We start from the raw sequence: 22,444 nt of genomic DNA on the forward strand, positions 1-22,444 counted from the left end.
TTCTGAAGCGTTGTTCCTAACCATAAACGTCAAGCTTTTGAATTGACTCTTAGGTTAGACGCTTGCATATATTGGACATTCAATCGTCCGTCGCAAGACGCCCACACAAGTCACCTGCGCACACTGTCAAAGATCTCAATCACTTGCAGTACGTTGCCGTTTCTGCGTTGGAACATTTCGTTCCGAGTGAGCCGCTCATCTTACATCGTTTTCCCTGTCCGTCAACACCTTCAGCGAAGAATTTTTGCTGTCGTTGTTGCCGTTGGAAGACGCTGCCAGCGGCGGGGAGGCGAATAATAGGCAGGCACCCCACCTTTGACAAGCAATTTTTGAAATTATTTTTGATGTTTCGCGTAAGACGTTGTTCTCACGCGAAACTCTGTTGATGGATGCATCGCGATGACGTTGCGTCATCGCGATCAACTCATGCGAGCGTCAACAACACGCGCGCGAAGTTGCGCTTGCCGATCTGCAAAACCCCTTCAAAACCCGGCAAAAACACGCGTTGCGCATCTTCGACGACTTCCGCGTCGATGCGCACGGCGCGTTCCTTGAGTTTGCGATTCGCTTCGCCGTTGCTTGGCGTGAGGCCTGCCGCGGTCAGTAGAGCAGGCAAACGCAAGCCTTCCGCGGACACTGCAATTTCAGTGAGCGGCAGCAGGCTCGTATCGCCTTCGCCGCGCACGACGGCGTGCCATCCGGCGATCGCCTGTTCGGCGGCAGCAGCGCCGTGGAATCGCGTGGCCAATTCGCGCGCCAATTGCAGCTTCGCGTCACGGGGGTTAAGCACACCGGATTCCACCTCGAGCTTCATGCGCTTGAGGTCATCCAGCGAGGTGTCGAAGCTAAGCAACTCGAACCAGCGCCACATCAGCTCATCGCCGATCTTCAGGGTCTTGGTGACCATGTCGATGGCCGGCTCATTGATGCCGATGTAGTTGCCCAGCGACTTGGACATCTTGTTGACGCCGTCCAGGCCCTCCAGCAGCGGCATGGTGAGCACGATCTGCGGCGGCTGGCCGTGATGCTCCTGCAGCGCGCGGCCCATCAAGAGGTTGAACTTCTGATCGGTGCCGCCGAGCTCGACGTCGCATTTAAGTGCGACTGAGTCATAGCCCTGCACCAGCGGATAGAGGAATTCGTGGATGGCGATGGGCTGCTGGCCGGCGAAGCGCTTGGAGAAATCGTCGCGCTCGAGCATGCGCGCCACGGTGTGCTGGGCGGCCAGCTTGATCATGTCGGCTGCGGTCATCTGGCCGAACCACTCCGAATTGAAGCGCAGTTCGGTGCGCTCCTTGTCCAGCACCTTATAGACCTGGTCGGCGTAGGTCTGGGCGTTGGCCAGCACGTCCTCGCGGGAAAGCGGCTTGCGCGTGACGTTTTTGCCGGTCGGGTCGCCGATCATGCCGGTGAAGTCGCCGATCAGGAAAATCACCTGATGTCCCAGGTCCTGGAACTGGCGCATCTTGTTGAGCAGCACGGTGTGGCCCAGGTGCAGGTCCGGCGCGGTCGGATCGAAGCCGGCCTTGATGCGCAGGGGGCGACCGAGCTTCAGGCGGGCGACCAGCTCTTCCTGCTTGATGATTTCGTCGGCGCCGCGCGCGATGGTGGCCAGCGCCTGCTCAAGCTCGTTCATGTATTCCTCAAATTTTCGTTGTCTGGGCGGCACCGTAAAGCATAGCTTCCCGGCCGGTTCCGTTAAGTGTGCGTTAACCGAAAAGTTATCGCAACCCATTGATGGAAAAGGCGTTGACGCCCTTTACACAGGGCCGCTATGGTACGCGGCAATTAGAAATGTAGTACCTGGGGAACACCGGGCATGGGTGAGAGAAACGAAAACGCGCGCGCTGCGCGCAAACAGGCTATGCGTCGAAAGGCGCAGCAGCGTCACTCTCATTTTTACGAGCGGTGTGCCCATTGGTCCTTTGGTTGTCACGGTGAGGCCGAGCCTATCCGCTGGCATCGCGAGCGCTGGATTCTTGCCGGCACCGCCCTCCTTATTACCGCCGTTTCCGGCTTCCTGATTCCCGCCTGGGCCAGCGCCATGCGCCCGGACACGATTTCGACCGCGCACGCCGTGCTGCCGCTGGAACTGCCCAAGGCGGTCCCGGTGGCCGCCCAGGCCGCGACCGTGGAAGATTGGCACATCGTGCAGGTCCAGCCCGGCCAGACCTTGTCGGACCTGTTCCAGAGCCAGGGCCTGAGCCTCACCGACGTACAGCATGTGGTGGACCAGTCGGGCGATGCCAAGGCGTTGCACCACATCAGCCCCGGCCAGGAATTCGATTTTCTGCTCGACAGCGACGGCAGCCTCAAGGGCATCCGCTTCGACAAGGACGAATCCAACCGCACCACCATGCGCTTTGAGGCCGACAAGGCCACCGTTACGGCGGAAGCGCGCGAAGTGGAACATCGCGAACACGTCGCCCATGGCAGCATCGACAGCTCGCTGTTTGCCGCCGGCTCCAAGGCAGGCATGAGCAACCAGATGGTGCTCAAGCTGGCCGAGCTGTTCAAATACGACATCGACTTCGTGCAGGACCTGCGCGAAGGCGACAGCTTCACGGTGATCTACGACGACGTGTACCGCGACGGCGCCTATCTGCACGAAGGCGACATCGTGGCGGCGGAGTTCGTCAATCAGGGTGAGCGCTACACCGCCTACCGCTTCAAGAAAGAAGACGGCAGCTACGGCTGGTTCAGTGAGGACGGCCGCCCGATCCAGAAGTCGTTCCTGCGCATTCCGGTGGACTTCACCCGCATCTCCTCGCAGTTCAGCGCGGCACGCATGCATCCCATCCTTGGCCTGATGCGCGCCCACCAGGGCGTGGATTACGCCGCACCCACTGGCACGCCGATCCATGCGGCGGGCGACGGCGTGATCAAGTTCAAGGGCTGGATGAACGGCTACGGCAATTTCGTGATCGTGCAGCACAACGGCTCGATCAGCACCGCCTACGGCCACATGTCCAAGTTCGCCAATGAAAAGGTGGGCCAGCATGTGGGCCAGGGCGAAGTGATCGGCTATGTGGGCATGACCGGCCTGGCCACCGGCCCGCATCTGCATTACGAATTCCGCGTCAACAACGTGCAGCGCGATCCGCAGAAGGTGACGCTGCCCAAGCCCGAACCGCTGCCTGGCGCACAGCTGGCCAAGTTCAAGTCGCAGGTGGTGCAGCCGCAGCTGGCCCGCCTGAAGACGCTGGACGCCAACATGAAGCTGGCCAAGGCCAGCGGCACCAAGCGCAACGACGACTGATCCCGTGGATGACGCGACGGCGCTTTACCTTGGCCTGATCTCGGGCACCAGCGCCGATGGCATCGATGCCGCGCTGGTGAGTTTCGACAACGACAGGCCGCAGCTGGTCGATGCACTGGCCCACCGGTGGCCGGATGAGTTGCGCACGCGCCTGCTGGCCGTGGCGCAGGACGAAACACGATTGGACCTGGATGCCTATGGGCGTCTCGATGTCGCGATCGGCCAATGTTTCGCCGAAGCTGCCCAGCAGCTGTTGGACCGCAATCCGGCGCATGCGCCGCGCGTTCGGGCCATCGGTTCGCATGGGCAGACCTTGCGGCATCGCCCCACCGGCGAATTTCCTTTCACGCTGCAGGCGGGCGATCCCTCGGTGATCGCCGAACGCTGCGGCATCGATGTGGTGGCTGATTTCCGCCGCGCCGACGTGGCCGCCGGTGGCCAGGGCGCGCCGCTGCTTCCCGCGGTCCACGCCATGCTGCTGGGTCGTGCGGACGGTGTGCGCGTGGTGCTCAATCTGGGCGGCATTGCCAACATCACGGTGCTCGATCCGGCCGGCAAGGTGTTCGGGTTCGATACGGGCCCGGCCAATGGCCTGATGGATGCCTGGCATCTGCGCCATCGTGGCGCGGCGTACGACGCCAATGGCGCCTTCGCGGGCGCGGGTCGCATGGACGAGGCCTTGCTCAGTGCGCTGATGGCCGATCCCTATTTCGCGCTGCCGCCGCCCAAGAGCACGGGACGCGAACACTTCCATCTCGCCTGGCTGGAACAGCACGCCGGCATGGCGGCGCTGTCGCCTGCCGATGTGCAGGCCACGCTGCTGGAGCTCTCGGCACGCAGCATCGCCGAGGCGATCGAACGCCATGCGCCATCCGCTATCGATGTGCTGGCCTGCGGTGGCGGCGTGCACAACGCCGTACTGATGGAGCGGCTGGGACAACTGCTGGGTACGCGCACGCTGGCCAGCACCGCCGCGCATGGCGTGGATCCGGATTATCTGGAAGCCACGGCGTTTGCGTGGCTCGCGCGTCAACGCCTGCTGGGCTTGCCGGGCAATCTGCCCGCGGTCACCGGGGCACGGGGACCGCGCGTGCTCGGTGCGGTCTATTCCGCACCGCGCTGATCAGAAGCTCTCGTCGCCCAACACGCCGTGTGCCTGCGCCAACGCAGCCGTTGGAGCGCGGGAAAGGGCTTGCACGGCCTCCTGGAAGGCGGCCTTTTCCTTGGCATCCCACTGACCGCCCAAGGTGGTCAGGTCGCCGGGATCGAGCATGGTTTCGGCGAACACATTGGATGAGGCCATGCCAAGGCCATGGCGCAGTGCGTGCAGCACCACGTCATTGATCGACCACTGCCTTTCCTTGGCGAGCGTCTTGATGCGCTCGGCCATAAGGTTGTCGATATGGCGTATGACGAGGTCCGGCACGGACGCTTCCTCCGACAGTCACAAGCCCCCTGTGACTTGATCTTGTCACAGGGTCAAGGGCGAGACTATCGACCGCTTGGCTGATTCACACGCTGCCTTCTTTTGGAGCGGGCGCCGGATCGCCGGGGCGGTCCTTGCTGTAGCGAGGCCACAGATAAGTGAACAGCAGCGTGGCAGGAACGATGGAGATCACGGTCAGGACAAAATAACCGCCATAGCCCGTGGTCATGGCGATGCCGCCGGCGAAGAAGCCCAGCACCTTGCCCGGCAGATTGACCATGGAGCTGAGCAAGGCATATTGGGTCGCCGTGTGTTCACGGCTCACCAGCGAGGAAAGATAGGCGACGATCGGCGGACCCAGCACGCCGAGGGTAAAGTTCTCCACCGAAATCACCACCGTCAGCACCGCCAGATTGCCGGGGTGTGCGATCAGCCACAGATAGCCCAGGTTGCTGGCTCCGGCCAACACCATCGACACCCCCAGGCTGCGCCACGCGCCCCAGCGGGCCACGGCCGCGCCGCCGACGAAGACACCTACGATGCCGATCCATACGCCCCACAGCTTGGTGATCGTGCCGATCTGCGTCTGGGTGAACCCCATGTCCAGATAGAACGGGCCCATCACGCCGCCCACGGTCGCCTGCTCAGGAATCTTGAACAGCAGGATGAAGAGCAAGGTGACGCTCGCCAATGCCCATCCATAGCGTCGGAAGAAATCCGCGAATGGATCGATCACGCTTAGCTGCATCGCTGCACCCCAGCTGGGCGGCGTAGTCCGAACCACATCGGGTTCGCGCGCGAACAGCGTGGCCAAGATGGGGATCAGCATGGCCAGGGCGAAAACGACATAGATCACTGGCCAATCCAGATGGTCGGCCAGAATCAGCGCGCCGGCGCCGGTGATGATGAGCGCAATGCGGTAGCCCAGCGAATAGGTAGCCACCAACGCACCCTGGGTGGCCGTTGGTGCGATCTCGATGCGATAGGCGTCGACCGCGATGTCCTGCGTGGCACCGAAGAACGCGACGACCAAGGTCGCCGCCACGAACAGGGGCAATTGCGACGGCGTCAACCTGGCCATCGCCAGCAGACCGCCCATCACGGCGAACTGGGCCAGCAACAGCCAGCTGCGCCGCTGACCCAGCCGTCCCAAGGCGCCAGGCAGTCTGACGTGGTCCAGCAATGGCGCCCACAGGAACTTGAGCGCGTAGAACATCCCCGCGCTCGCGATCATGGTGATTTCCTTCAGCACGATGCCATGCTTTCGCAGCCAGATGGCGACGGTGTAGGACACCAGCAAGAATGGCAGGCCCGAGGAGAAGCCCAGCAGGAACATCGTCCAGGCAGCGGGCTGGGTAAACGCATGCCATACCGCGAGCTTCTGCTTTTTGGGCGGCGCCGCCTCAGTCGGCATAGTCGACGGTATACGGCGCGTGGTCCGAGAACCAGGAATCACGGTAGACCGAGCAGCGCTTCAGGCGATCGCGCAGGCCAGGCGTGACCAGCTGGTAGTCGATGCGCCATCCCACATTGTTGGCCCGCGCGTTGCCGCGGTTGGACCACCACGTATAGTCCTCGCCCTTGGGATGCAGGGTGCGATAGCTGTCGACCCACCCGTGCTTTTCGACCAGGTCGTTGAGCCATGCGCGCTCTTCGGGCAGGCAGCCGGAATTCTTCTGGTTGGACTTCCAGTTCTTGATATCCAGCTCGCTGCGCACGATGTTCCAGTCGCCGCACAGCACGTAGTCGCGGCCGCTCTTCATCCACTTGTCGAAGATCGGTGCGATCCATTCCATCGCCTTGAATTTGAACTGCTGGCGCTCATCGCCCGACGAACCCGACGGCACGTACAGCGACACCACGCTCAGGTTGCCGAAGCGGGCTTCGATGTAGCGCCCCTCGTTGTCGAAGGCATCCCAGCCCAGCTCGGTGAGCACCGCATCGGGCTCGCGCTTGGCGTAGATGGCCACGCCGCTATAGCCCTTCTTGCTGCTGGCGTCGCGATAGAAGCAATGATGGCCATCGGGACGGAACATGGCATCGGAAAGCTGGTCTTCCTGCGCCTTGGTCTCCTGCAGGCAGACCACGTCGGCCTTTTGCTGGCGTAACCATTCGAACACGCCCTTGGTACCGGCGGAACGGATGCCGTTGGCGTTGAGACTGATGATGCGCATACAAGGTGCCCGGGCTCGCGAGGGATGCGCCATCATAGCAACCATGTCCGATCGCCCCGATATCCGCGTCGTGCCTGCTGACGCCACGCGTTACCCGTCGTTGTTGCTGCTTCAGGTGCACGAGCCGCAGCGCGATTTCGTCGGCCCTGTGGCGGTGTCGCTGGCCGACGCGATGCTGTGCGAAGACAGCGAGGCCATGGCCATCCTGCGCAACGACGAGCCGATCGGCTTCTATCGCATCGAGAACAAGCCCCGCAGCATCGCGGACATGGATTTCGATGAGCCCACCCTTGGCCTGCGCTCGTTCTTCATCGACGCCCGCTGGCAGGGCCAGGGCCTGGGCACGCTCGCGCTTGCCGTCGTGATGCGCGATCTCGCGCAGCGCCATCCGGGTGCGCGCAACGTCGTGCTCACCGTCAACGTTCGCAACACGTCCGCGCTTGCACTGTATCGGCGCGCCGGCTTCCGGGAGACCGGCGGGCTGTACCATGGCGGGCGTTCCGGGCCGCAGCACGTGATGCTGGGCGCCCTGCCCCTCTGACCAAATCCGAACGAGAGAAAGCTGCCGTGCACGACTACCAGCGCGAATTCATCGAACTCACCCTGCAGCGCGACGTGCTGCGTTTCGGCGACTTCACCCTGAAGTCCGGCCGCCAGAGTCCGTATTTCTTCAATATGGGCCGCATCGATTCGGGCGCGGCGCTGGCCCAGCTGGGCCGCGCCTACGCCGCCGCCGTGGTGAATTCCGGCATCGAAGTGGACATGCTGTTTGGTCCGGCCTACAAGGGCATTGCGCTGGCCGCCGCCACGGCGATCGCCCTGGCCGACCAGCATGCTCGCGACCTGCCCTGGGCGTACAACCGCAAGGAAGCCAAGGATCACGGCGAAGGCGGCGTGCTGGTCGGCGCACCGCTGAAGGGACGCGTGCTGATCGTGGACGACGTGATGACCGCTGGCACCGCCGTGCGCGAATCCTTGGCGCTGATCCGGGCGCAGGGCGCCACGCCGGCGGGCGTGCTGATCGCACTCGACCGCCAGGAGCGCGGGCAGGGCGAGCTCTCCGCCGCGCAGGAAGTCACGGCTGACTACGGCATCCCGGTGATTGCCATCACCAGTCTCGGCGACGTGCTGGCCTATGCGGGCGGCCGCCCGGACCTGGCGGCGGAGCACGCCCGCCTGGTGTCTTATCGCGAGCGCTACGGCGTAAATGCCTGAATGGCGGGTGGTTGGCGAAGCCGGTCACACCGCATGCAGCGGCATCGTGCGAACGTCATGGTGTCACGATGTCGCCCGCTATACTTCCGCCTACAAGGGGGAATTCCATGCGTAAAACAGTTTTCGTCATCGCGTTGCTCGCGCTGACCACCGTCGTCTATGCACAAACCAAGGCGCCCACCTATCGGTATCGATGGAAGGATGCGGCCGGGCTGCCGCACTACAGCGACAGCCTCACCTCCGATGCCATGAAGTTCGGCTACGAGCTGGTGAATGATCGCGGCATCGTCGTGCAGCACGTCGACCGCCAGCTCACCCCGGAGGAGCGCGCCGCCGCCCAAAAGGCTGCCGAAGAGCAGGCCGTGGTGGATCGCGCCGCCGCAGAGCGCAAGCGCAACGACGCGCAGATGCTCGCGGCCTATCCTTCGGAAGCGGAATACAAGGCTTCGCAGCAGCAATATCTGGACAGCATGGACCAGCAGATCGCGACCACGCGGTCCAATCTGCGCAGCCAGGAAAAGGCGCTGACCGATCTGCTGACTCGTGCCGGCGACCTGGAGCGAGCCAAGCAACCGGTCCCTCCCTTCCTGAGCGAGGGCATTACCAAGCAACGCGACGTGGTGGCGCATCAGCGCGATGCGCTGGAGCGTGAGCAGAAGACCCGCGATGCCCAGGTTCAGAAGAACGCGCAGGATCTCGTGCACTACCGCGAACTGAAGGCTGCCGAGGCCAAGGGCCTGTAACGCCCACTTCGGCTTGCGAGAGAGCCCCGGCCATGCCGGGGCTTTTCATTTAGAACGGCAGCTTGAGTGAGGGATCGACCGCCAGCAGCTGCGCGCGGAATATTTTCTTGATGCGTGCGAGTGCGGCCTCGTTGTCTGCATCGAAACGCAGTACGAGAGTTGGCGTGGTATTGGACGCGCGCACCAGACCCCAGCCGTCGGACCAGTCCGCGCGCACACCGTCGATGGTGGTGAGGGTCGCGTCGCCAAACGTCGCCTGCTGGCGGAACGCTTCGATGAAGCGATAGTGGGCGCCCTCGTCCATCTCCACCTTGAGCTCAGGCGTCGACACGCCTTTGGGACAGGTGGCGAACAGTTCCTCCGGCGTGCGCTCTTCCAGATCGCCGGCAAGGATTTCCATCAGGCGCGCGCCGGCATAAATGCCGTCGTCAAAGCCGTACCAGCGCTCCTTGAAGAAGAAGTGGCCGCTCATTTCGCCGGCCAGCTCCGCACCCGTATCGCGCATCTTGGCCTTGATCAGCGAGTGGCCGCTGCGCCACATCATGGGGCTGCCGCCGGCATCCAGGATCACGCCCTTGAGATGGCCGGTGCACTTCACGTCGTAGATGACCGTGGCGCCGGGCTGGCGGGACAGCACGTCGCGCGCAAACAGCATCAGCGTGCGGTCGGGGAAGATGATCTCGCCATCCCTGGTGACCACGCCAAGACGGTCGCCGTCGCCATCAAATGCGATGCCGAGATCCGCGCCGGTCTGCTTCACCGCGAAGATCAGGTCTTCCAGATTGTGCGGGTCGGACGGGTCGGGATGATGATTGGGGAACGTGCCATCGACATCGCAGTAGAGCGGAATGACTTCGCAGCCGATGCCCTCCAGCACCTGCGGCGCCACCGCACCGGCAATGCCGTTGCCGCTGTCGATCACCACCTTGAGGCGACGCTCGGCCTGCACGTCGGAGGTGATGCGGTCGATGTAGTCGGGGATCACATCGACATGGCGCAGATTGCCCTTGCCGCCGCGCTCCAGCTGGTTGCCGACGATGCGCTGGTAGAGATCCTGGATGGCGCCCTCGGACAAGGTCTCGCCGCCCACCACAATCTTGAAGCCGTTGTAGTCGGGCGGGTTATGGCTGCCGGTCACGGCCACGCCACAACCCGTATTGAAGCGGTAGGCGGCGTAGTAAACGACCGGGGTCGGAACGGCGCCCAGCTCGATGACGTCGATGCCCGCTTCGCGCAAGCCGTCGCACAAGGCGCTCGCCAGCTCCGGACCCGACAGGCGACCATCGCGCCCCACCACGATCTCCGGCAGGCCCTTCTCGTGCATGACCGTGCCGATGGCCTGGCCGAGCAGGCGGGCCACTTCCTTGGTCAGCGACTTGCCGACCACGCCGCGCACGTCGTACGCACGGAAGATCACCGGGTCGACAGTCACCGGCGCGGGCGCAGCAGGCTTGGGCGCTGCGATGCGGGCGGGCGCCACAGGCGCTTCCGCCGCCTGCTCGGCTTCAAGCAGTTCCGACAGCACCGGTTCCGCCGCATCGTTGCGGACGCGGCGGACGCCCAGTCGATCGCGCATCCAGATCAGATAGATGCCCGCGCCCAGGCCCAGCAGTCCGAGCAGGGCCGTCAGCGGCCAGACGCGCGGCAATACGATATAAGCCGATGGCAGGGCCGCCAGCACGCTGAAGGTGCTGCCTTCGATCGCTCTGCCGTTCGCTTCGCGCTCGGCCGAGCCATTGCCGGTAGCGAGCAGACGCAGGTCACCGCGATCGTCGCCCTGACGCAGTTCCAGGCGTCCACCTGCGGTGGGGATGGATTCAAAGCGCTCCTGCAGCGGAGCGAACGGCAACGCCACCCAGGCCCACGCCTGCGGGTGTGCGGCCGGCCCCACCGGTATCACCAGCGCAAGCACGCGCGTGCCGTGGGCATCGGGCACGGACTGGGCCAAAGGCTTGCCATCGGCGGTTTGCGCCGCCATCAGCTGGGCCGCCTTGCCGTAGCCGAATACGCGATAGTTCGCATGCAGCACCTCGTCGAGGCTGCCGCTGTAGACATCCACCGCCAGCGCCTGGGGAAGGAGATGGCGCAGTTCGGTGGCGGCCTGGGCCGGATCGGACACGATGATGGCCGGGTCCAGCGAATGGACCGCCGCTTCCACGCGGCCCCGCTCGCTGGCAATGTCCGCCGCCAGGGCGTCCGCTGCCTGCTTCTGGGCGGCGTGCACGCGCTCGACCACGTTGCCTTCGTCGAAGATCTGCCAGGTCTGCCAGAGGCAGAACAAGCCACCGAGCACCAGCAAGGTGCCCGCGGCGAATGGCAGCAGCCGGCGTCCGTCGATGGATCCGGCAAAACTTCGGCTACCGACGTTGAAGATGTTGGCCATGTCCTGTCCCCGCACAGGCTATCTGGTCGCTTCCCATGCGAGCGCGAGCGCCCGCACCACTTTGCACTCAGTTGACCCCGGTCGAACCGAACCCACCCTCGCCCCGCTGCGACGGCGCAAACGCCTGCACCACCTTCAGCCGTGCCTGCGCCACCGGCACCAGCAACAGCTGGGCGATGCGATCGCCTACTTCGATGGTGTAGGGCTGCGTGCCGCGGTTCCAGCATGAAATCATCAAGGGGCCCTGGTAATCGGCATCGATCACGCCCACCAGGTTGCCCATCACCAAACCGTGTTTATGGCCCAGACCCGAGCGCGGCACGATCAGCGCGCACCAGCCCGGATCACCAATATGGATGGCCATGCCGCTGGGCACCAGCACGCTGTCGCCCGGTTGCAGGGTCAACGGCGCCTCGATGGCTGCGCGCAGATCCATGCCGGCGCTGCCGATGGTGGCAGCCTGCGGCAGGGGGATGACATCGCCCAGGCGCGGATCGAGGATCTTCAGCTCGACGTCGACTGCATTGCCAACCGTCACTGGCGCACCGCCCGGTAACGCTCGGCCACCTTGGCCACCAGCTGTCGCGCCAGTTCCGTCTTGGAGGCACGCGGCAGTTCGATGGCCCCATCAGGACCGTAAAGCGTGAGGGCGTTGTCGGCGGCTTCGAATCCGAGGCCACCGCCCACCTGGTTGGCGGCAATCATGTCTAATCCTTTGCGCTTGAGTTTGTCTTGCGCGTATCGCTCCACATCATGCGTTTCCGCGGCAAATCCGACCAAGAAGGGGCGCACGGTTTGCGCAGCCAGCGTGGCGAGGATGTCCGGGTTCTCGGCCAGACGCAGTTCCAGGGGCGCGCCGTCGTGCTTTTTAAGCTTGTGATCGGCAACGGTGGCCGGTCGGTAGTCACCCACCGCGGCGGCGGCGATGTAGATATTCGCATCGGCGCAGGCAGCCACCACCGCATCGCGCATCTGCTCGGCGCTGCGCACATCGATACGGCGCGTCATCCCCGGTGGCGTCGCCATGCTCACCGGGCCGGCCACCAGAGTGACCTCCGCGCCGGCCTGCGCGGCCGCTTCGGCGACGGCGAAACCCATGCGGCCGGAACTGCGGTTGCCGATGAAACGCACCGGATCGATGTCTTCATAGGTGGGCCCGGCACTCACGACGACCTTGAGCCCACGCAGGACTTGCGCGCCGAAGGAGCCGACGATCGCCTCGCGCAGCTCCAACGGTTCCAGCATGCGGCCCGAGCCGATATCACCGCAGGCCTGGTCGCCCGATGCAGGGCCAAGGATATGCACGCCACGCTGGCGGAGGATGTCCACATTGGCCTGCACCGCCGGATGCGCCCACATCTGCTGGTTCATGGCGGGCGCCACATACAGCGGCGCAGCGCTGGCCAGGCAGACGGTGGTCAGCAGGTCGTTCGCCATGCCGTGGGCAAGACGCGCAATCAGGTCGGCGCTCGCCGGTGCGATGATGATGCGCTCGGCCCAGCGGGCCAGCTCGATGTGACCCATCGCCGCTTCGGCTTCGGCGTCCCACAGGCTGGTGCGCACCGGCTGGCCGGACAGCGCCTGGAAGGTGGTGGCACTGACGAAGTGCGCCGCGTTTTCGGTCATCACCACGCGGACCTCGGCGTCGAGGTCGCCCAGGCGACGGACCAGTTCGCAGGATTTATAGGCAGCGATGCCGCCGGACACGCCCAGCAGGATGCGGCGTTGGGCAAGACTCATGTGATTGGGCCTGACTACCGTTTGGGGCGGTAGCTTACCGGAATCATTCGTCCTGCTCGGTAAAAGTGAAGCGGGCGGCTGATCACCGCCCGCCCTGTGCTCAAGCCGTCACGCGCGGATGAAGGATGTCATCCAGACCGATGCGGCGCAGCAGCTCCGCGCGGACGCGATCGGCCACGCCGTTGACGATCTCGGCACCGTCCTCGGAGGGATCGATATGCACGCGGAACGGACGCTTGCCGAAGGGCTTGTCCACCACCTCGACGATGGCCCGTGCGACGGCCTCCGGGTCGGCATCAGCCGGTTCCAGCGAGGCGAGTCCCTTGAAAGCCACTTCGCTGAAATCGCCGGTGGGGCCTTCGGCGTAGATCTTGGCAACCGCCTCATCCGCCGGCGCGCCGGCATGGGCGAAATGGTTGGTGCCCTTGGTAAAGGCGCCAGGTACCACGATGGAGGTCTCGATGCCCCAGCGCGCCAGCTCGCCGGCATAGCTCACCGCCAACGAATCCATGCCCGCCTTCGCGGCGAAGTAGGGCGCCAGATACGGTGGCGTGCCGCCGCGTACGCTGCTGGAGGACACCCACACCACCAGCCCCCGGCCTTGCTTGCGCAACTGCGGCAGGGCGGCGCGGTTGACGCGCTGCGTGCTCAGCACATTGGTGTCGTAGAGCTGGGCGAACTGTTCCGGCAGGAAGGCTTCGGCCGGACCGTAGGACATGTGCCCGGCATTGTGGATCACCACGTCCAGCCGCTGGTGCTCGGCCACGATCTGCGCAATCGAGGCATCGACCGACGATTGCGAGGCCACGTCCATTTCGATGGCGCGCAGGTCCACGCCCTGTTCCTGTGCATAGCGCTGCATATCGGCCACGCGATCCGCGTTGCGACCAGCCGTTTCGCGCATGCCGGCGTAGACGATGTGGCCGGCGTGGGCCAGCGCGCGGGCGCTCATCAGGCCGAAGCCGCTCGAAGCGCCGGTGATGACAATGACGTACTTCATGATGCGTTCTCCCAAAAAGGCATCGCGTGGCGATGCGGGTAAGTGGAATCAGACGAGGCCGCCGTTGGCGCGCAGCACCTGGCCGTTGACCCAGCTGCCGTCGGGGCCGGCGAGGAAGGACACGACGCTGGCGATGTCATCGGGCGTGCCCAGGCGCTCGAGCGGCGCAGCCTTGGCGAGCTGGTCGATCTGGTCCTGCGTCTTGCCCTTGAGGAACAAGTCAGTGGCCGTCGGGCCCGGCGCCACCGCATTGACGGTGATGGCCCGGCCGCGCAGCTCTTTGGACAGCACGTGCGTCATCGCTTCCACCGCGGCCTTGGTGGCCACGTAGACGCCGTAATTGGGGAAATTGAGGCCCACCACGCTGGTGGAGAAGTTGACGATGCGGCCACCCTGGCGCAGGCGCTTGCCCGCCTCGCGCAGCGTGTTGAAGCTGCCCTTGAGGTTGATCGCGATGGTGCGGTCGAACAGCGCATCGTCGGTATCGCTCAGCGGCGCCAGCTGCATGATGCCGGCGTTGTTGACCAGCACATCCACGCCACCGAACGCGGTTTCGGCCGCGTCGAACATCCGGCGCACCGCCACCGGGTCGGCCACATCGGCCTGGGCGGTCAGCGCATGGCCGCCAGCGCTTTCGATCTTGCGGGCCAGCGCCTCGGCGGAAGCGGCGTCGCCGGCGTAGTTGATGACCACCGTGAAGCCATCGCGGGCCAGACGCTCGGCCACCGCCGCGCCGATACCACGCGAAGCGCCGGTGACGATGGCGACTTTGGAAACCTGTGCAGACATGGGGAATATCCTCGGAAAGAGCCGACCCGTTGTCGGCGCAAGCAAAGGATGGACTTTTCCTTTGGCCGGATAATCTGCTTCAATCCGTCATCATCATTCGGATAAGTCGAACAGTGGACAAGGTCGACGCCATGCGCCTCTTCGCCCGCATCGTGGAGCGCCGCAGCTTCACCTTGGCCGCGCAGGACCTGGAGCTGCCGCGCTCCACCGTCACCGAGGTGGTCAAGCGCCTGGAAGCCCGGCTGGGCGTGCGGCTGCTCGAACGCACTACCCGACAGGTGCGGGCCACGCTGGACGGCGAGGCCTATTACCAGCGTTGCCTGAGCATCCTGGCCGAGATCGAGGAAGCCGAGGCCGCCTTCACCGGGGCACGCCCCAGCGGCCTGTTGCGGGTGGACGTGCACAGCGTGCTGGCCCGTCATTTCATGCTGCCGGGGCTGCCCGGGTTTCTCGAGCGTTATCCGGACATCCAGTTGCGTATCGGCGAGGGCGACCGCTACGTCGATCTGGTCCGCGAGGGCGTCGATTGCGTCCTGCGCGTAGGCAAGCCCACCGACAGCAGCATGATCGGCCGCCAGATCGCCACCCTGGTGGAAGGCACCTACGCGAGCCCCGCCTATCTGGAACGGCACGGCATGCCGACATCGCCCGACGATCTGGACGGGCACCAGATGGTGGCTTTCGTGTCATCCGTTTCCGGCAGCACGCTGCCGCTGGAATTCTGCGTGGACGGCGGTGTGCGCGAACGCCTGTTGCCCCATGCGGTAAGCGTGGCGGGCGCGGAAATGTACGTGGCCACTGCCCGACTTGGCCTGGGCCTCATCCAGGTCCCCTGCTATCGCGTCCAGGACGACCTCGCCTGCGGCACGCTGGTGGAAGTGCTGCCGCGATACCCACCCACGCCCTCGCCGGTCTACGTGCTGTATCCGCAGAACCGTCAGCTCTCACCGCGCGTGCGGGTCTTCATCGACTGGCTGAGCGGCGAGTTCGCGGCCCGGTTTCCGCCGACAAACTGACTCATCGTCGGCACGCATACCCACATGCGCTTCGCCGCGCGCCGATGGGCGCGCCCTTCATCGGACGGCAGGCTGTTCCGATGAGCATCCATCAATGGCCCGAGGGCGAGCGCCCACGAGAAAAACTGCTGGCGCGCGGCTGCGGCGCCCTCTCCGACGCCGAGCTGATCGCCGTACTGCTGGGCAGTGGCGTAGTCGGCAAAGATGCCATCGCGCTGGCCCGTGAACTGCTGGTGGTCAGCGGAGGCCTGGCAGCCCTGCTCACCGATCCGGGTGACACCATGCGCCTGCGCGGCATCGGCCCGGCCAAACGCGCCCGTCTGGTCGCGGCACTCGAACTGGCTCGGCGCACGCTGGCGGAGCAACTCACCGATCGCCGGCCGCTGGGCAACCCGCGTGAAAGCGGCAGCTACCTCAGCGCCAAGCTGCGGCACCTGCCCTACGAGGTGTTCGGCTGCCTGTTCCTGGACAATCGCCACCGGGTGCTGGCCTTCGAAGAACTCTTCCGCGGCACCATCGACAGCGCGAATGTGCATCCACGCGAAGTGGTGCGCGCCTGCCTGCGCCACAACGCGTCGGCGGTCATCCTTGCCCACAACCATCCCAGCGGCGTAGCCGAACCAAGCGCCGCCGACCGCACCATCACGCGGCAACTGCGGGACGCCCTCGAGCTGGTCGGCGTGCGGGTGCTCGACCATCTGGTGATCGGCAGCGGCGAGCCGGTGTCGATGGCGATGCTGGGGTTGATCTAGCTGCGTTGATAGCACGCTGACTTAGATCAGAATTTTCCTGTCGCCCAAAAAAAACAACGGCGCGGGGGGAGATCCGCGCCGTATGGCCGTCTTGTGGGGAGAAAGGAGAGTAACGGCGTGCTCCTGCCCCCGTCGGCGGGGAGGTGCCTAAGGGACGAGAGATAGTGTGGCGCTGCCGCATGACAGGGTCGTTACGTGGATCGAGACAAATGCATAAGGCTGGCAAGAACGATTGGTCCTGCGACTTATGCACATTCGGCCTGAGACGGCACTTTCCGTTCACATTCTCTTGAGTCCCGCAGAAGTGCATCGCAACTGCATGATTTAGATTGCTATTTTTTGTGACGGTGACATTTCCGTCGGGAAAACCCTGCGATGCCTCTTGCGGGGACAGACATTCCCCACAGAGTTATCCACAGACTTCGCCACTGCATCGCAGCACGCCGGCGCGCGACACCGGGGCCGGCTCGACCGGCCCTGGTCTGATAGGATTAGGGGTTCCATCGCCGTCAGACACTTACCGTGAAAGAACAGCTGCGCGAACTGCTGCTGCAGGCCATTCGTACCCTGCAGAATGAGGCCACCCTGCCCGCCGACCTCGAAGTGCCCCACTTCGTGATCGAGCGTACGCGCAGCCGCGATCATGGTGACTTTGCCGCCAACGCGGCGATGCTGCTGGCCAAGCCTGCCCGCGCCAAACCGCGCGAGCTGGCCGAGAAGCTGGTGGCAGCGCTGCCGGCCAATGGGCTGGTGGGCAAGGTCGAGATTGCCGGCCCGGGCTTCATCAACTTCTTCCTCGCACCGGGCGCTTACCACGCCGAAGTGGGCCAGGTGCTCGCCGAGGGCAATGCCTACGGCCGCAGCAGCACCGGCAAGGGCGTGACGGCGGGTGTGGAATTCGTCTCCGCCAACCCGACCGGCCCGCTGCACGTGGGGCACGGCCGCAACGCGGTGCTGGGCGACTGCATCGCGCGCGTGCTCGACGCCACCGGCTGGAAGGTAAAGCGCGAGTTCTACTACAACGATGCCGGCGTGCAGATCCACAACCTGGCCGTGTCGACCCAGGCGCGCGTGCGCGGCCTGACGCCAGACGACGCCGGCTGGCCGGAAGACGGTTACCGCGGCGACTACATCGCCGACGTGGCGAAGTCCTACCTCAACGGCGACACCGTCGAAGTGGAAGGCCATGCCGTCACCGGTGCCAAGAACCCGGACGATCTGGAAGCGATCCGTCACTTTGCCGTGGCCTACCTGCGTCGCGAGCAGAACCTGGACCTGGCCGCCTTCGGCGTCGGCTTTGACGTCTACTACCTCGAGTCCTCGCTCTACAACGACGGCAAGGTCGAGGAGACCGTGCGCGAGCTGGTCGCCCACGGCCATACCTACGAGGACGGCGGCGCGCTGTGGTTGCGCTCCACCGACTACGGTGACGACAAGGACCGCGTGATGCGCAAGTCCGACGGCACCTATACCTATTTCGTGCCGGACGTGGCCTACCACATGACCAAGTGGCAGCGCGGCTATGTGAACGCGGTGACCGTGCTGGGTTCCGATCACCACGGCTCGCTGGCGCGCGTGAAGGCAGGCCTGCAGGCGCTGGACACCGGCATTCCCAAGGGTTATCCGAACTACGTGCTGTACCAGATGGTGACGGTGATGCGCGGCGGCGAAGAGGTGAAACTCTCCAAGCGCGCCGGCAGCTACCTCACCCTGCGCGACCTTATCGAAGAAGCCGGCCGCGACGCGACCCGCTACTTCCTGATCGCGCGCAAGGCCGATTCGCAACTGGTGTTCGACATCGACCTGGCCCGCTCGCAGAGCAACGACAATCCGGTCTATTACATCCAGTACGCCCACGCCCGCGTCTGCCGCGTGCTGGAGGAGCTGGCCGAGCGCGGTCTGCCGCCGGTGGACACCAAGGCCGGCGTTGCCCAGCTGTCGCGTCTGGACACCGAGCACGAGCAGGCGCTGTTCACCGAGCTGTCGCGCTACGCCGAAGTGGTGGAGGCGGCGGCGGCCAATCTGGAACCGCACCTGATCGCGCAATACCTGCGCGAGCTCGCCGGCTCGCTTCACAGTTACTATCACGAGCACAAATGGATCGTGGACGACGCCGAGCTGCGCAATGCGCGCATCACGCTGGTGCTCGCCACGCGCCAGGTCATACGCAACGGTTTGGATTTGCTGGGACTCAGTGCCCCGGAGAAGATGTAAATGGCAGCACGCAAGGGCAAAGGTCGACAGGCCGTCCGCAATAACAGCGGTGGCATGCCGGGCTGGGGTTGGGCGGTGATCGGCATCCTGATCGGTGCCGTGCTCATGTTCGCCATGCGCGGCCACCTGCCGATGGCGCCGCGCGCCGGCGACGGCCCGCAACCCAACGCGCAGGCCACGGCGCAGCGCGGCAGCGATGCCGGCGCGGCCGGCACGGAATCCACTTCGGCCACCGATGCCGCGCCCGCCGCGAAGAAGCCGCAATACGACTTCTATTCGGTGCTGTCGGAGAAGGAAGTGCGCATTCCCGACGCGGTGATCAGCGCGCAGGCCAAGGCTGAGCAGCAGCAGAAGCAGCAAGCCGCCCAACAGGCAGCCGCGCAGCAGCAGGCTCAGGCCGCCGCGCAGAAGCCGGCGCCGGGTCCGGCCGCCGTGGCTGAAGCCATCACGCCTGCGCCCGAATCGGCGGTGCATGCGCCGGCGCCGGCACCGACTGCTGCTGCGGCTGCACCTGCTGCCAGCGGATACCTGCTGCAGGTCGGCGCCTTCCCCAGCCCCTCCGATGCCGAAACGCTGAAGGCCAAGCTAGCCATGCAGGGCTTCGTCGCCAACGTGTCGCCGGTGAACGTCAACGGCCAGACCTATAACCGCGTGCGCCTGGGCCCGTTCCATTCGGCCACCGAGCTGGAATCGGCCAAGCAGCGTCTGACCTCGGCGGGGATCAACGCGATTGCGCTGAAGGAAGGCAGATAAGGCCGGTCTTGCAACGCAGCCACAAAAAAAGCCGCGCACTGCGCGGCTTTTTTTATGTGCGCATGTTTGTGGGAGCGCACCCTGTGCGCGACGGTCTCGATACAACGCAGCGCCGTCGCGCACAGGGTGCGCTCCCACAGTCGCCCTGATCAGCCCTTGCGCTTGAGCCTGATCAAACCGGAAATATCGTCATCGCCGTGGCCCTGCGCCATCAGCTCGGCGTAGTCGGCGAGCGAGCGTTCGATCACGCTGCGGTTGGTGCCGGCTTTTTCAGCGATGCCGCGGACGATGCCCAGATCCTTGTGCAGCAGGCCGAGCTTAAAGCCGACGCTGAACTCGTTGCGCAGCATGGTGGCGCCCCGCTTTTCGAGGAACCAGTTGCCGGCTGCGCCCGCGCCCAGCGTGGGCAGCAGACGTTCGGGATCGAGACCGAGTGCCTCGGCGAGGGCGAGTCCTTCGCAGACGCCCTGGGCGATGCCTGCCACCAGCACCTGGTTGACGGCCTTGGTGGCCTGACCGGCGCCGACGTCGCCCAAATGGGTGACGCGCAGGGCATACGCTTCGAGTACCGGGCGAGCGCGTTCAAGCACATCGGCATCGCCGCCGACCATCACGGAAAGCTTGCCGTTCTTCGCTCCTTCCACGCCGCCCGATACCGGTGCGTCGAGGAATTGCGCGCCGACGGCGGCCAGCTTGGCAGCGGCCTGCTTGGCGGTATCGGGCGCCACGGTGGAGTGATCCACCACGATGGCGCCCTTCTTCAGATGCGGCAGGAGTGCGTCGACGGTGGAGAGTACGTCGGCATCGGCGGTGACGCATAGCGCGATCACGTCGCACTGCGCGGCGATCTCCGCCAGCGACGGCGCGAGCACGCCAAGGTCCTTGGCCACGGCATCGGCATTGGCCTGCGTGCGGCTGGCGACGGCGTGCAGCAGGCCGTGGGCTTTGAGATGACCGGCCATCGGCGTGCCCATGGCGCCGAGTCCGATGAATGCTGCCTTGAGACTCATGAGTGTTCCTGGGTTTTCAATCTTCGCAGTGTACGTCGTGGGTGATGAAGGGGTGTTCGGGCGTCGGTCGTTCGAACCACTCCGGTTCGTCGAGCGTGCACAACATGTCGTCCATGCCGCTGGTCCAATGCAGCCTCATGCTGTCGACGCTGAACTCGTAATCCTTGTAATGCCCTTCGTACGGCTTGTTTCGGTAGATCAGGTGGAACAGGTTGATCAGCGCACCACTGGCGTGGACCTCGGCCTGTTTGTAGGCGAGATGGTTGCGCTGCTCTTCCGGCACCAGCTTCATCAGGTCATGAAGTATGCGTTGTTGGCGCTGCCGCTGCGCCATGTATTCGGTGATCAGTCGCGTGCGGCTGGAATACTGGATGTCCTTCGAACGCGTGGTGACTTCGGCAAGATCGCGCGGCAGCTCGCCGCGGGCGCTCCACAGATCCACCTGGAAAACCAGCGAATCGCGACAGGCCGGATCGGACAGGACCTTGTAGAGCGGCGTGTTGGAGACCATGCCGCCATCCCAGTAGAACTCGCCATCGACTTCGATGGCCGGGAACCCGGGCGGCAGCGCACCGGATGCCATGAAGTGCTCGACGCGCAGGTTGCCTTCGGTGTTGTCGAAATACGCAAAATTGCCGGTTCGTATGTTGACGGCGCCCACCGAGACGCGCATCGATGTCTTGTGATTGATGCGGTCGAAATCGACGAGGCGTTCGAGCGTGGACTTCAACGGCGCCGTGTCGTACCAGCTCGCCGAGGCAGGCGAGGCTCGCCACGGCATCAAGGGAAACGGGCGCGGCGTGAAGAAGCCGGGCTGTCCCTCCGTCAATGCGCGCAGTGCGGCCAGGCCACTCAGGCCGTTCTGCCACGGAAGCTCCCATGCAGCTGGGTCCATCGGCGGCGTGAACCAGGCAGGGAACAGCTGCGGCCGGGTGATGCTTTCCCAGAACTCGCGCAGCCGCGCCACACGATGCTCCGGTGCGTTGCCGGCGATGATTGCCGCGTTCAACGCGCCGATGGAAATGCCGGCCACCCAGTTCGGATGTAAGCCGGCCTGGTCCAGGGCCTCGTAGACACCGGCCTGATAGGCGCCCAGCGCGCCACCACCCTGCAGCACCAGCGCGATCGTCTGGTACTTCTGGTGGTGCTCTTGCAGCAGGTTGAGTGCGGCGGTCTTGTCGCTCGCGGATTTCTTTCGGACGTCCATACGGATCAGCCTCGACTCACTCGGCCAGATAATCGTGTACCACGGTGCCCAGGTCGAGCGTCAGGTCCGTGATGAAATGCAGGGCCGACTCCACCTTCAACACCGGCAGGTCGGCCACCGGCGCCAGCGCATGCGGATGTAGCTCCAGCGAGCCTGGCCCGGTCCATGCGCCCTTGAGCGTCACGTTGGTGGTGAAGTAGCGGACCAGCTCGCAGATGCGCGGCGTGCCGTCCACGTGCGGAATGATCTTGAGCAGGTAGTTGGGGGCCGCCAACGAAGCCAGCACCGCCTGATGATCGGCTTCGCGGTGCTTGAAGCCCATGGTGGCCTTGGCCACGCGCACCTTGCCGTAATCGAGCGTGCCGACCAGGGTGTCGATCTCGGTGTCCAGCTGCGGGCTGGCCAGCTTTTTCGGAAAGCCCCATAGCTCGCGCCCGCCGGCAATGGGTGGATGATCGTTCAAGTACATCGAATGCACGTAGCCGCCATGTTGACCCTGGAAGCTGACGGGGATCACCTGGCCTGATTCGGTGTAGTCGCCGAAGCCGGTGGAATCGGGCATGCGGATGAATTCGTATTTGACCAGCGGCTCGGTGACTTCGAGCGGCTCGGGCACCACCGCGCGCAAGGCATCGAGGTCGGTGCGATAGGTGATGACCAGGAATTCGCGATTGACGAAACGATAGGGGCCCACGGGAAACGCGGGACTGGTCAAGGGCATGGCGAAAGCATTGGCTTTTACGTCGGCGATCTTCATGCAAGG

General features: G+C 64.7%; 21 protein-coding genes. 9 read left to right on the plus strand and 12 right to left on the minus strand.

Features of this window, described 5'->3' with window-relative positions:
* Positions 1-424: 424 nt before the first annotated feature.
* Positions 425-1,636: a tyrosine--tRNA ligase gene (gene tyrS, locus AB4Y82_RS04670; RefSeq protein WP_441601683.1), complete on the minus strand. Its 1,212-nt coding sequence runs from the start codon at positions 1,634-1,636 to the stop codon at positions 425-427.
* A 183-nt stretch (positions 1,637-1,819) separates the two neighbouring features.
* Between tyrS and AB4Y82_RS04675 the strand changes: the two genes are divergently transcribed.
* Together AB4Y82_RS04675 and AB4Y82_RS04680 are read left to right on the plus strand one after the other, a co-directional pair.
* Positions 1,820-3,259, plus strand: coding sequence for an OapA family protein (locus AB4Y82_RS04675; protein WP_441601684.1), 1,440 nt, complete (start codon positions 1,820-1,822; stop codon positions 3,257-3,259).
* Between the two features lie 4 nt (positions 3,260-3,263).
* Positions 3,264-4,382 (plus strand): anhydro-N-acetylmuramic acid kinase, encoded by a 1,119-nt coding sequence (locus AB4Y82_RS04680; RefSeq protein ID WP_441601685.1) that lies wholly within the window; start codon positions 3,264-3,266, stop codon positions 4,380-4,382.
* On the opposite strand, the gene AB4Y82_RS04685 is transcribed toward AB4Y82_RS04680, so the two are convergent.
* The 3 genes from AB4Y82_RS04685 to AB4Y82_RS04695 form a co-directional block, all read right to left on the minus strand.
* Positions 4,383-4,685 carry a hypothetical protein gene (locus AB4Y82_RS04685; RefSeq protein WP_441601686.1) on the minus strand — a complete coding sequence of 101 codons (303 nt, stop codon included), beginning with the start codon at positions 4,683-4,685 and terminating at the stop codon, positions 4,383-4,385.
* Between the two features lie 85 nt (positions 4,686-4,770).
* A complete protein-coding gene (locus AB4Y82_RS04690) occupies positions 4,771-6,099 on the minus strand; it encodes an AmpG family muropeptide MFS transporter (RefSeq protein ID WP_441601687.1) in 1,329 nt (442 codons plus the stop codon).
* On the minus strand, positions 6,089-6,859 hold the full coding sequence (locus tag AB4Y82_RS04695) for an exodeoxyribonuclease III (protein WP_441601688.1): 771 nt from the start codon (positions 6,857-6,859) through the stop codon (positions 6,089-6,091). Before AB4Y82_RS04695 ends, AB4Y82_RS04690 begins: the two co-directional genes overlap by 11 nt.
* A gap of 43 nt (positions 6,860-6,902) precedes the next feature.
* Here AB4Y82_RS04695 and AB4Y82_RS04700 point away from each other — a divergent pair, with 43 nt between their 5' ends.
* The 3 genes from AB4Y82_RS04700 (at position 6,903) to AB4Y82_RS04710 (ending at position 8,817) form a co-directional block, all read left to right on the plus strand.
* Complete coding sequence (locus AB4Y82_RS04700) at positions 6,903-7,400, plus strand: GNAT family N-acetyltransferase (protein ID WP_441601689.1); 498 nt, start codon at positions 6,903-6,905, stop codon at positions 7,398-7,400.
* Positions 7,401-7,426: 26 nt separating this feature from the next.
* Positions 7,427-8,074, plus strand: coding sequence for an orotate phosphoribosyltransferase (gene pyrE / locus AB4Y82_RS04705; RefSeq protein ID WP_441601690.1), 648 nt, complete (start codon positions 7,427-7,429; stop codon positions 8,072-8,074).
* Between the two features lie 107 nt (positions 8,075-8,181).
* Complete coding sequence (locus AB4Y82_RS04710; protein ID WP_441601691.1) at positions 8,182-8,817, plus strand: DUF4124 domain-containing protein; 636 nt, start codon at positions 8,182-8,184, stop codon at positions 8,815-8,817.
* 49 nt (positions 8,818-8,866) lie between these two features.
* Here the strand turns inward: AB4Y82_RS04710 and AB4Y82_RS04715 are convergent, their stop codons facing one another.
* The 5 genes from AB4Y82_RS04715 to AB4Y82_RS04735 form a co-directional block, all read right to left on the minus strand.
* Positions 8,867-11,200, minus strand: a complete 2,334-nt coding sequence (locus AB4Y82_RS04715; RefSeq protein WP_441601692.1) for a phosphomannomutase/phosphoglucomutase — start codon at positions 11,198-11,200, stop codon at positions 8,867-8,869.
* A 67-nt stretch (positions 11,201-11,267) separates the two neighbouring features.
* Positions 11,268-11,738: a dUTP diphosphatase gene (gene dut / locus AB4Y82_RS04720; protein ID WP_441601693.1), complete on the minus strand. Its 471-nt coding sequence runs from the start codon at positions 11,736-11,738 to the stop codon at positions 11,268-11,270.
* Positions 11,735-12,940 (minus strand): bifunctional phosphopantothenoylcysteine decarboxylase/phosphopantothenate--cysteine ligase CoaBC, encoded by a 1,206-nt coding sequence (gene coaBC / locus AB4Y82_RS04725; protein WP_441601694.1) that lies wholly within the window; start codon positions 12,938-12,940, stop codon positions 11,735-11,737. The genes dut and coaBC overlap by 4 nt, the downstream gene beginning before the upstream one ends.
* A gap of 100 nt (positions 12,941-13,040) precedes the next feature.
* Positions 13,041-13,940 carry an SDR family oxidoreductase gene (locus tag AB4Y82_RS04730; RefSeq protein WP_441601695.1) on the minus strand — a complete coding sequence of 300 codons (900 nt, stop codon included), beginning with the start codon at positions 13,938-13,940 and terminating at the stop codon, positions 13,041-13,043.
* 48 nt (positions 13,941-13,988) lie between these two features.
* Complete coding sequence (locus tag AB4Y82_RS04735) at positions 13,989-14,729, minus strand: SDR family oxidoreductase (RefSeq protein WP_441601696.1); 741 nt, start codon at positions 14,727-14,729, stop codon at positions 13,989-13,991.
* A 113-nt stretch (positions 14,730-14,842) separates the two neighbouring features.
* On the opposite strand from AB4Y82_RS04735, the gene AB4Y82_RS04740 reads away from it, so the two are divergent.
* The 4 genes from AB4Y82_RS04740 to AB4Y82_RS04755 all read left to right on the plus strand — a co-directional run bounded on the left by AB4Y82_RS04740 (position 14,843) and on the right by AB4Y82_RS04755 (position 19,464).
* The gene (locus AB4Y82_RS04740; RefSeq protein ID WP_441601697.1) at positions 14,843-15,745 is read left to right on the plus strand and encodes a LysR family transcriptional regulator; all 903 of its coding nucleotides are present in this window, start codon (positions 14,843-14,845) and stop codon (positions 15,743-15,745) included.
* 80 nt (positions 15,746-15,825) lie between these two features.
* Positions 15,826-16,497: a RadC family protein gene (gene radC, locus AB4Y82_RS04745; RefSeq protein ID WP_441601698.1), complete on the plus strand. Its 672-nt coding sequence runs from the start codon at positions 15,826-15,828 to the stop codon at positions 16,495-16,497.
* Between the two features lie 522 nt (positions 16,498-17,019).
* A complete protein-coding gene (gene argS / locus AB4Y82_RS04750) occupies positions 17,020-18,711 on the plus strand; it encodes an arginine--tRNA ligase (RefSeq protein ID WP_441601699.1) in 1,692 nt (563 codons plus the stop codon).
* Complete coding sequence (locus tag AB4Y82_RS04755) at positions 18,712-19,464, plus strand: SPOR domain-containing protein (protein WP_441601700.1); 753 nt, start codon at positions 18,712-18,714, stop codon at positions 19,462-19,464.
* Between the two features lie 149 nt (positions 19,465-19,613).
* On the opposite strand, the gene AB4Y82_RS04760 is transcribed toward AB4Y82_RS04755, so the two are convergent.
* Genes AB4Y82_RS04760 through AB4Y82_RS04770 form a run of 3 tightly spaced genes read right to left on the minus strand, consistent with a single transcriptional unit; the run spans position 19,614 to position 22,438 of the window.
* On the minus strand, positions 19,614-20,474 hold the full coding sequence (locus tag AB4Y82_RS04760) for an NAD(P)-dependent oxidoreductase (protein ID WP_441601701.1): 861 nt from the start codon (positions 20,472-20,474) through the stop codon (positions 19,614-19,616).
* Positions 20,475-20,490: 16 nt separating this feature from the next.
* Positions 20,491-21,681: a DUF3734 domain-containing protein gene (locus tag AB4Y82_RS04765; protein ID WP_441601702.1), complete on the minus strand. Its 1,191-nt coding sequence runs from the start codon at positions 21,679-21,681 to the stop codon at positions 20,491-20,493.
* Between the two features lie 16 nt (positions 21,682-21,697).
* Positions 21,698-22,438, minus strand: coding sequence for an acetoacetate decarboxylase (locus AB4Y82_RS04770; RefSeq protein WP_046971978.1), 741 nt, complete (start codon positions 22,436-22,438; stop codon positions 21,698-21,700).
* Positions 22,439-22,444: the final 6 nt, after the last annotated feature.

The sequence above is a fragment of the Dyella sp. 2YAF14 genome, assembly GCF_052114725.1.
Classification (GTDB): Bacteria; Pseudomonadota; Gammaproteobacteria; order Xanthomonadales; family Rhodanobacteraceae; genus Dyella.